The organism is Nocardia sp. NPDC003979 (assembly GCF_053605015.1).
The window spans coordinates 799,415-809,387 of sequence record NZ_JBSGIJ010000001.1 but is presented as its reverse complement, the minus strand read 5'-3'; the positions used below and the strand labels follow the sequence as shown (position 1 = coordinate 809,387).

General features: G+C 71.1%; 4 protein-coding genes. All 4 read right to left on the bottom strand.

Annotated elements, in window-relative coordinates; all coding sequences use genetic code 11:
* Positions 1 to 142: 142 nt before the first annotated feature.
* Positions 143 to 1,039: an NAD(+) diphosphatase gene (gene nudC / locus ACWEVR_RS03565; protein WP_452465668.1), complete on the bottom strand. Its 897-nt coding sequence runs from the start codon at positions 1,037 to 1,039 to the stop codon at positions 143 to 145.
* A gap of 23 nt (positions 1,040 to 1,062) precedes the next feature.
* Positions 1,063 to 2,115, bottom strand: a complete 1,053-nt coding sequence (locus tag ACWEVR_RS03560; protein ID WP_067491584.1) for a potassium channel family protein — start codon at positions 2,113 to 2,115, stop codon at positions 1,063 to 1,065.
* Positions 2,116 to 2,344: 229 nt separating this feature from the next.
* Positions 2,345 to 5,998, bottom strand: coding sequence for a UvrD-helicase domain-containing protein (locus ACWEVR_RS03555; protein ID WP_452465667.1), 3,654 nt, complete (start codon positions 5,996 to 5,998; stop codon positions 2,345 to 2,347).
* Complete coding sequence (locus tag ACWEVR_RS03550) at positions 5,995 to 9,876, bottom strand: ATP-dependent helicase (RefSeq protein WP_452465689.1); 3,882 nt, start codon at positions 9,874 to 9,876, stop codon at positions 5,995 to 5,997. Before ACWEVR_RS03550 ends, ACWEVR_RS03555 begins: the two co-directional genes overlap by 4 nt.
* Positions 9,877 to 9,973 lie beyond the last annotated feature (97 nt).

The window sequence follows — 9,973 nt, the reverse complement described above, 5'->3', positions numbered from 1 at the left end:
ACCACACTCGGGATGACGAGCGCGACCGGGACGTTGCTTGCTCCTTCGTCGCGTACGCAACGGCACCTGATCGTCGGGACGGCCGCGAACCGCCGCTGCGCGGCGGACCCTCCTCGGGGTCGGGTCGTGGTGGTCCTGACGATCAGGACCAGTCAGCCCAGGACTCGATGATGGTTCTGGCTATAGAGATGGAGCCAGGGACCAGTAGACGGGCGTTCGTGTCGCGGGTGGACCAGTCGCCCAGGTTCAAGGCGGCACGGACCTCGTCGCGGGTGAACCAGTGGGCTTCTTCGATCTCACCGTCGGAGAAGGCGAGTTCCTGCGCGGGATCGCCGACGGCGGCGAAACCGACCATCAGCGAGCGCGGGAACGGCCACGGCTGGCTGCCCAGGTAGTTGATCTCGCGCAGGTCGACGCCGACCTCCTCGCGGACCTCGCGTTCCACGCACCGTTCCAGCGATTCACCCGCTTCGACGAAGCCGGCGAGCAGCGAGAACATCGCGGGCGGCCAGCTGTGCTGGCGGGCGAGCAGAACGCGGTCGGCACCGTCGTGGACCAGGACGATCACGGCGGGGTCGATGCGGGGGAATTCCTCGACGCCGGTGCCGGTCAACCGGGACCAGCCGCCGCGCGCGAGGGTGGTCGAGGTCCCGTCACCGCCGTGGAAACCGGCGTGGTCGTGCCAGTTGAGCAGGGCGTAGGCCGTGGAGAGCAGTTCGGCGGTGAAGTCGTCGACCGCGCCGAGCGTGCGCAGATCTTTCAGCGTGCCCTCGAGTTCCGGCTCCCGCACCGCCCACAGGTGCGCGCCCTCGGCGACCCCCAGGAACACCGCCCGGTCCTCGGGGAAATCACCGAACGCGGGGGCCGCGTCGAGAACGATGGTGCCGCCGTCCACCCGCACCCGCCCGCGCGGATCCACCCGCAGCACCCGGGCCTTCCCCCACCCCTCGCGCAGCGCGGCGGGATCGACCCGCACGTGCTCGGCCCGATCGATGGTGGAACGCGACAGCAGCGGAACGTTTTTCAGCCGGAACGACACATCGCCGAGCCTAGCCGCTGCCGTTATTTGCCGCCGTTGCGGATGTAGAGCAGCTTGTCGCCCGCGTCGAGCGCGTCGACCTCGGGCTCGCCGACGCGGATCAGCTGACCGTCGCGCACCACGCCGAGCACGATGTCGGACAGATGACGCGGCGACCCACCGACCTCGCTCGGCTCCACCTCACGCTCGGCCACCGCGAAACCCTCTTCGGGGGTGAGCAGATCCTCCATCATCTCCACGACCGTCGGGGTGGTGGTGGCGATCCCGAGCAACCGGCCCGCCGTCTCCGACGACACCACCACCGAGTCGGCGCCGGACTGGCGCACGAGGTGGGTGTTCTCGGCCTCGCGGATGGCGACACAGATCTTGGCGGTCTTGTTCAGTTCGCGGGCGGTGAGGGTGACCAGCACCGCGGTGTCGTCGCGGTTGGTCGCCACGATCACCGACGACGCCCGCTGCACGCCCGTCAGGCGCAACACATCGGACTTGGTCGCCGAACCGTGCACGGTGACCAGACCCGCACCCGCCGCCGCCTCCAGCGCGATCGGATCGGTATCGACGACGACGATGTCGGACGCCTGCACACCGTCGCCGAGCATGGCATCGATCGCGGTGCGTCCCTTGGTGCCGTAACCGACGACAACGGTGTGATTGCGCACGGTGTGCCTCCATCGCTGAATCTTGAACGCCTGCCGGGACCGCTCGGTGAGCACGCTGAGAGTGGTGCCGACCAGCACGATCAGGAACAGGACACGCAGGGGTGTGATGACGATGATGTTCACCAGCCGCGCCGATGGGGTGATCGGGGCGATATCGCCGTACCCGGTGGTCGACAGCGACACCGTGGCGTAATACATCGCATCGAGGAACGACAACTCGTCACCGGAGTTGTCGCGGTAGCCGTGGCGGCCCAGATACACCACGCCCGCGGCGGTGAACAGCAGCAGGATCGCGAAAAGGACGCGGCGGGTGAGCGAGGTCCAGGGACTGATCTGCTCGACCGGGATGCGCAACAAACCGACCAGCGCGTAGTCGGGACTGCTACTCAGCCCGAGCGGGCGGCGCTTGTCGAACATCGTCGCGCTCCTTTTTTGGCGGCTGGCGCCGCGGGTCTCGGCGCTAAACGCCGCCTCTTCCCTCCCTACGGGCACTCCTTCGTCGCACCCTTCGGTCAGTCCAGAGGCGGCGACGCGCCGAGACCGATCGTGGTTTCCTCTTCGCGGGGAAGACTAGCTGGCGCCGCGAGTCTCGGTACGCAACGCCGAGACCGGTCTTGTGTTTCCTCTTCGCGGGAAGCGTATCGGCTCAGTGGGGGTCTTGCTGTTCGGTGTCCTTGTTTTCCGGGGCGGCGTCGTGGATGAGGCGGGCCAGTTCGTCCGGGCCTGCCAGGTCGGTGGGGGCGATGGTGCGGCCGGAGCGTACGTAATGGAAAGCGGCGCCGACTCGTTGGAGGATGGCGTCCTCGGATTCGCCGGTGCGGGCGGCCATCAGGCGGGCCCAGGCCAGGCGGTAGACGGCGAGCTGCATGGCGACGGCGGGTTCGTCGGCGGGGCCGGGTTCGGCGCCGGTCTTCCAGTCGACGACGATCCAGCGGTCGCCCGGTTCGGCGAAGACGGCGTCCATCCGGCCGCGGATGACGGTGCCCGCGATGCTGGTTTCGAAGGGCACCTCCACGTCGATGGGGTTGCGGTGCGCCCAGGGTGAGCGACGGAAGGCGGCCTGCATGGTCGCGAGTTCCTGATCGGCACGGCCCGCCGTGTCGGCGGCACCGGGCAGTTCGTCGAGGCCGAGCAGTTGGTCGGTGCTGTACCAGGACTGCACCCAGGCGTGGAAGGCGGTGCCGCGCCGGGCCATCGGGTTCGGCGGGTAGGGCAGGGGGCGACGTAGGCGGGCGGCCAGGCGGGTGGGATCGGCGCGCAGTTCGACCAGTGCGGTCGCGGGGAGCTGGCCGGGCAGCTCCACCTGCTGTTCGGCGAGTTCGGCGGCGGTGAACTCGGCGAGCAGGGCGTCGACGTCGTTGGCCCAGCCTTCGGGATCGTCGTCCTCGGGCGCGGATTCGGCCGGCGTGCTGCGCAACTGGTCGAGGGCTGCGCGGACGAGGGTGGCGCCCTGTTCGATGGGGTCGCGGCGGTCGCCGAGTGGGTCGCGGGGCCACTGGGCGGTCGGCGGGTTGTCGGCGAAGGGGTTGACGGCGTCGGCCGGTGGTTTGTCGTCCCAGCGGGCGATGGTCGCGACGCCGTAGGCGGGGCTGTCGGGGTCTTCGTCGGCCTCTTTGAGTTCGAGCAGGAACTCCGACGGCCCCTTCTGCGAGGTGCCGGTTTCGGGCCAGTAGTAGGCCGAAACCAGCAGTACCCGTTCGGTTCTGGTGAGGGCGACGTAGAACAGGCGGCGCTCTTCGTCGAGGCGGCGGCTCTTGAGCGCGTCGCGGTGTTCGGTGATGGCCTGTTCGAGTTCGGCGCGGTCACCGACGCCGCTCAGGTCGAGGACCGGGACGCCTTCGGCGGCGTCGGGCTGGGCGCGGTCGCCGCGCAGGGTGGTGGGGAGTTCGGTGAGAGCGCCGAGCCAGGTGCTCAGTGCGGTGGTGGAGGGGAAGACCGAGGCGCTCACGTGCGGCACCGCGACGACCTCCCATTCGAGCCCCTTGGCGGCGTGCACCGTGAGCACCTGAACCCGATCGCGGGCGACCTCCACTTCGCCCGGCTCCAAACCGTTCTCGACGGATTCGGCGGCCGTGAAGAAGGCGAGCAGCCCGCTGAGTGAGGCGCGCGAGTCGGCGGCATAACCCGCGACCACCTCGGCGAAGGCATCCAGGTGTTCGCGGCCCGCGCCGCCGCCCGCGATGGCGCGGCGGGTCTGGGTCTCCACACCGACACCGATCGTCCGCTCGACGTCGGCGACCAGTTCGACCAGTGGCTGCCCGCTGCGTTCACGCAGGGCCGCCAGTTCCTCACCGAGGGCGAGGATGCGCGCGTAACCCGCCTCCGAATAGTTCTCCGCCGGACCGGGATCGGCGATGGCGTCGGCCAGTCCCGCGCGTTCGGTGGGTTCCGGGGCCACCTCACGCAGGGCGGATGCCAGGCCGGTCGCGTCGGTGATCGCGGTGGAGGCATCTCCGGACAGGCTCCCGATCGACAGCATCCGCGCCCGCTTGGCCAGGGCGGCCAGGTCGGCGACACCGATGCGCCAGCGCGCGCCGGTGAGGATGCGCACCGCCGCGCTCCCGGTGCCCGGTTCGGCGATCAGCCGCAGGGTGGCGACGATGTCGGCCACCTCGGGGGTCGCCAAAAGACCACCGAGTCCGACGATTTCGACAGGAAGTCCCTGTTCACGCAGAGCTTCGGCCAGCGGCGCGGCGTCCGCGTTGCGCCGGATGAGTACCGCCGAGGTGGGCGGCGGTCTGTCCTCTTCCCGCGCCTGGATCCACTCGCGGGCGATCCGCTCGGCGATCCAATCTCGTTCCTGGGCAACAGTTTCCGTGAGGGCGAGTTCGACAGTGCCCGCATGTGCGTCGGGCTTGGCACGCAGGGCGTCCACGGTCGCACCCCCGGCCGCGCGCGCTCGCGACCGCAACGGGTCGGCCACGAGGTTGGCCAACGCCAGCGCTTCGGGCGGATTCCGCCAACTGGTGAGCAACGGCAGAATCGGCGCCGGAAGCCCGTCGCCGACAGGGAAATCCGTCGCGAACCGGGGCAGGTTCGCCGCCGAGGCACCACGCCACCCGTAGATCGACTGCATCGGATCACCCACCGCCGTCACGGCGAGCGCACCGGAACCTGCTTCCCCGGCTCTACTTCCGTCCTCGGACGCAGGGCTGCTCCCACCGGGCAAGCCGGAGCTCGGCGAATCGCCGCGCCGAGCATCGCCCCCCTCACCACGCCGACCATCATCGACGCCATCGCGCGCACCACCGTGGAGGCCGGCCCGACGCACGTCGGACGCGAGTTCACCGGGGGCTGGGTCGTCGGACCACAGCGTGGCGTGGTCAGACGTGGCCGACGCGCGCACCCGCACCGGCTCGCTACGCCGATTCTGTTGTACCGCCCTGGCATTGCCGAACAAGGCCGACAGCAGGACTCGCTGGGCATGGCCGGTGTCCTGGTACTCGTCGAGCAGCACCAGTTTGAAACGGGCGCGTTCAGCGGCGGCGACCTCGGGGTGGTCGACGGCCAGGCGGGCAGCCAGGGACATCTGCGAGCCGAAGTCGAGGGCGCCTCGGCGTTCGAGTGCCTCGGCGAGCTGACGGACCAGCGGAAGCAGGGCGACACGTTCGCGCTGGGCGTTGACCACGTCCTGAAGTTTCTGGCTCGGGCCACCGCGCTGACGTGGTCCGGCGGGCAGGGTGTAGACGAGTTTTTCCAGTTCGGCGTGCGCTTCGGCGAGTTCCTGCGGCTCCACCAGGTGTTCGGCGAGCTGCCCGGACAGCGCGAGCACCGCCTCGGTGACCGAGACGGGGGTGCGGTCGGTATCGAGGTCGCCGTCCCAGGAGCGGACCACCTCGTGGGCGAGCTGCCACAGCTGTGTCTGGGTGAGCAGCGCGGCCGAGGGTTCCACCGGCAGCAGCAGACCGTGTGCGGTGAGCAGCCTGCCCGCGTAGGAGTGGTAGGTGCTGATCTCCGGTTCGGCGCCCGCGATGACGGTGCGCAGCGCGCCGCTGGGGTCGATCTCGCGGACCAGCGGTGCACCGGCCAGCCGGGCCAGGCGGGTGCGGATGCGAGAAGTCAACTGCTGTGCCGCTTTTCGGGTGAACGTGAGGCCGAGCACCTCGTCGGGGGCGACGAGCTGATTGGCGACCATCCACACCACGCGCGCGGCCATCGTCTCGGTCTTGCCCGCGCCCGCGCCCGCGACCACCAGCGTCGGACCGGGCGGCGCCGCGATGACGGCCGCCTGTTCGTCGGTCGGTGGCGGCAGACCGAGCGCGTCGGCCAGCCGCTGCGGGGTGACGCGCACGCCGCTCACTCGTCGGTCACCTGCCGTCCGGTGTCACGCACGGGACAGCTGCCGCCGACCGGGCAGTGCCTGCACCCGTCGTTGCGCACCGCGAGGTAGCCGGGGCCGCGGGTGGCCGCGGCGGCGTCGTGAATGGTGGTTCGCCACTGCTCGAGTCCCTCGGCGTCGAGGGGGTCCTGGGCGCGTTCGGTCGCCCCGGTCTTGTTGTGGGGTTTGGCGACGTAGACCAGGCGCGCACCGCCCGGCTCCCCCGGTTCGGCGTCCTCCTCGTCGAGCGCGCCGTGGGCGGCGGCGACCTGGTAGGTGGCCAGCTGGGCGTGGTCGGCGACGGTCTTCGCGCTGATCGGTGTCTTGCCCGTCTTCACGTCGACGATCACGAACCGGCCCTGCGCGTCGCGTTCGAGCCGGTCGACCCGGCCCCGGATACGCACGGGCCGTTCCCCTTCCGCGCGCGGCGGCAACACACAGTCCACCGGCACCTCGACCCCGGCCTGCGTGAGTTCGCCACGGGTGGTGCGCACCCAGGCGAGGAAGGTCTCGAGCATGGCCTCGGTGCGGCGCAATTCCTGGCGGGAGTGCCAGCCGGTGGCCGGGTCGATCGCCTTCCACGCCTGGTCGAGGGCGGCGCGCACCTGGTGTTCTGGCACGTTGCCCGCCAGTGCCTGCACCAGGGTGTGTACGAGGTTGCCCTTCACGGCGTGCGGGTTGTCGCCGTCGGTGCCGCCGTGGCGTTCCAGCGCCCAGCGCAGCGGGCAGGTGCGCAGCAGCTCGACCGTCGACGGGGACAGGCCGATGGGCGAATCGTCGTCGTCCCACAGTTCGCGTTCGCTGCTCAGGGCCGCGGTGCCGTACCAGTCGTCGGGGTCGGTACCCGGCACACCGGCATCGGCGAGGCGCGCCAGCTGCCGGGCCGCGCGGTCGCGGCGCCGCGGGTCGGCGCCGGGATCGCAGACCACACCGCGCAATTCGGCGACCAGGGCGTGCATCACCAGCGCGCGGCCGGGATCGGCGACGGGCAGGGCGCCCGGTTCGCCGGTGTCGTCGTCGCCGAGCAGTTCGGTGAGGAACCGCGACGGCACCAGATCCTGGTCTCCCGCAACGGATTCGACGGCGGTCACCAGCAGCGAGCGCCGAGCCCGGCTGCATGCGACGAGCAGCAGTCGGCGTTCTTCGGCGAGGATCGGGGCCGCCCGGTTCGTCTTCGCCGCCGGATCGACACCGGCCACCAGATCGACCAGGTCCTCGGTGTGCAGCAGCGTGCCGCGCGCACGCGGGTTGGGCCAGATGCCCTCCTGTACGGCGGCGACCGCGACCACGTCCCACTCCCGGCCTGCCGCGGCGTGCGCGCTGAGCAGCGTGACGGCCTCCGTCTCGGCGGTCATCGGTCTGCCCTGCTGTGGGATCTGCTGGTGCAGCAGATATTCCACGAAACCCTCGATGCCCGCCTTGGGCAGCCGGTCCACGTAGGCCGCTGCGGCATCGAACAATTCGACGGCGGCGTCGAGGTCGCGGTCGGCCTGCATACCGGCCGCCCCGCCGCGCCGCGACTGCCGGAACCAGCGGCGTTCGAGTCGCGAACTGGTCCACAGAGTCCAGAGCACGTCTTCGAGGCCCTTGTCGCGCGCTTGGGCCTGCCTGGCCTTGTCGACGGCGCGCAGCACCCGGTGCAGCGGGGCCGCCTCCACCTCGGTGAGACCGTCGAGCAGGCGGGGCTCGCCGATACCGACGATGAGGTCGCGCAGCACCTCGGCCGAGGACTGGTCGATCAGCGGGACCTCGGCCGGTTCCGGGCGCGTCGGCGTGGCGACGACATCCAGTGCGGGCGGCATGGTTTCGGCGTCGAGGACGTCGATGTCGTCCGGAAGCCGTTCGGCGACATCCCAGTCCGGTTCCGGCTCCGGGCGCAACGGGTCGTCGGGGTCCGGCGGCGGGGGCAGCCACTCGTCGTCGACCGGGTCCGGTTCGGGCTCCGGCCACTCCGGTGGTGGCGGCGGTTCGTCCCACAGCAGGAACTGGTCGGCCGCTTCGGGCGGCGTGCCCGCCAAGGCGCCGGTGCGTTCGAGGTCGAGCACGGTGCGGCGGATGCCACGGCGCAACCTGCGCAGCGCGATCTGATCGGCCCCACCGAGCGGTCCCGACAGCAGATCCATGGCGTCTTCGGGCGAGAACACCGAGTCGACGGCCCGGCGCGAACCCGGCCGCGATCGATCACCGGCCAGCAGCACCCGCAGCGCGAGCACCATCCACGCCGCGCCCCGCCTACGCGCCAGTGGTTCGGCCACGGCGGGCCTGCGCACCGGCACCCCGGCGGCCAGCAGCGCCCGCCGCAACGGGGCAAGCGACAACGGCACCGATCGCACGATCACCGCCATGTCCGACCACGGCACGCCGTCGGTGAGATGCGCGCGCCGCAGATGGTCCGCGATCAGCGCCGCTTCCTTGGCAGGCGTCGACAACACCCGAACCCGCACGCTGGTCTCGTCGTCCGGCGGCGGTCCGTCTGCCGATTCCCCGCCGAGCCGGATCGGCTGCGCCGGATCATGGCCGGCTACAGCCTGTTCGGCGGGATGCCGATCAGCCGCAAGTGAACCGGGCGCCTCCTCGTGCAACCGGCGCGGGGCCGGATCGGCCGCCTCGGAATGCTGACCGCTTCCCGCCGGGTCACCTCGCCACGAATCGTCATACGCCACAATTTCATCGGATCTGCCATGGCCCCGCCGCTCGGCAGCCAGATCGGGCCCGGGGCCATCGGGCTCGCCACCGCGCGATTCCACCTCGGCCTCTGGTCCGTTCAGGACAGAGCGCGACTCCTGCCCCGGCAGCACCCGATGACGCGCACTACCCGGCAGGCGGGCGGCGATGCGCGCGGTGGCCAGGCGGATCGGCCCACCGCTGCGGTGGTTGTGGCGCAGGATGATCCGGCGCTGTGGGGTCGTGTCGAGATCGACGAGGAACCGGGAGTCGGCGCCACGGAAGGTGAAGACGGCCTGGTCGGGGTCGCCGGTGACAACAGTGCTCGCGCTACCGCTGCCGATCGCGCGCACCAGGGTCGCGGCTTGCGGATCCAGGTGCTGGGCGTCGTCGACGAGCAGGTACCGGATCCGATCACGTTCGGCGGCAAGGAGATTGCGGTCGCCCGCGAGCGCGTCGAGGGCGGCACCGACCAGTTCGGCGGCGTCGAGGGCGGGCGCGGTGGCTTCCGGCGCGGCCACACCGACCGACCAGCGCAGCATCGATGCCTCTTCGTAGCGTTGCAGGAAACGGCCCGCCGCCTCCCACGCGTCGTTGTCGTGTGCACGGCCCAGCTTCATCAGGTCCTCGGGGCCGATCCCGCGTTCGGTGGCACGCAACATCAGGTCGCGCAATTGTTCGGCGAACCCGCCGAGAGTGAGCGCGGGCTGCAGGCGCGGCGGCCACAGTTCGCCCGCACCCTGCTCGATGTCCTCGAGGTCGCCGCGCAACATCTCGCGCAGGACCGCGTCTTGTTCGGCACCGGTGAGCAGACGCGGCGGCGGGTTGCCGTGCCGTTCGGCGTGGCGGCGCAGCACCGAGAAGGCGTAGGAGTGCAGGGTGCGCACCATGGGTTCGCGGCTGGCGCCGGGGATGCCGGTGTGCGGGCCGAGCCGGTGGGTAATGGCGTCGCGCAGGGCCGCGGCGGCATGTTTGGTGTGGGTGAGGACGAGGACCGAGGACGGGTCGGCGCCGTCGGTGATGCGGGCCGCCACGAGGTCGACCAGCAGCGAGGTCTTGCCCGTGCCGGGGCCGCCGAGCACCTGCCAGGGCAGCCAGCCGGGACGCGGCGGGGCGGGTTGGGCCTGTTCGGCGAACAGCGCGCGCACAGGCGCGCCCCAGGCCCGCGGCCGGGGCGCTCGCGTCGTCCGGCGCACGAGTCGCACCGAGCTATCCGATCGCACCACATCGGCTATTGCAACAGACCCCACCGACACGCCCGCCCACCCCCATCAGGGGACACGCTGCGCGATA

Bases quoted from the DNA above. Each gene is read 5' to 3' on its own strand.
- ACWEVR_RS03560 (WP_067491584.1), bottom strand. From the start codon at position 2,115: ATGTTCGACAAGCGCCGCCCGCTCGGGCTGAGTAGCAGTCCCGACTAC.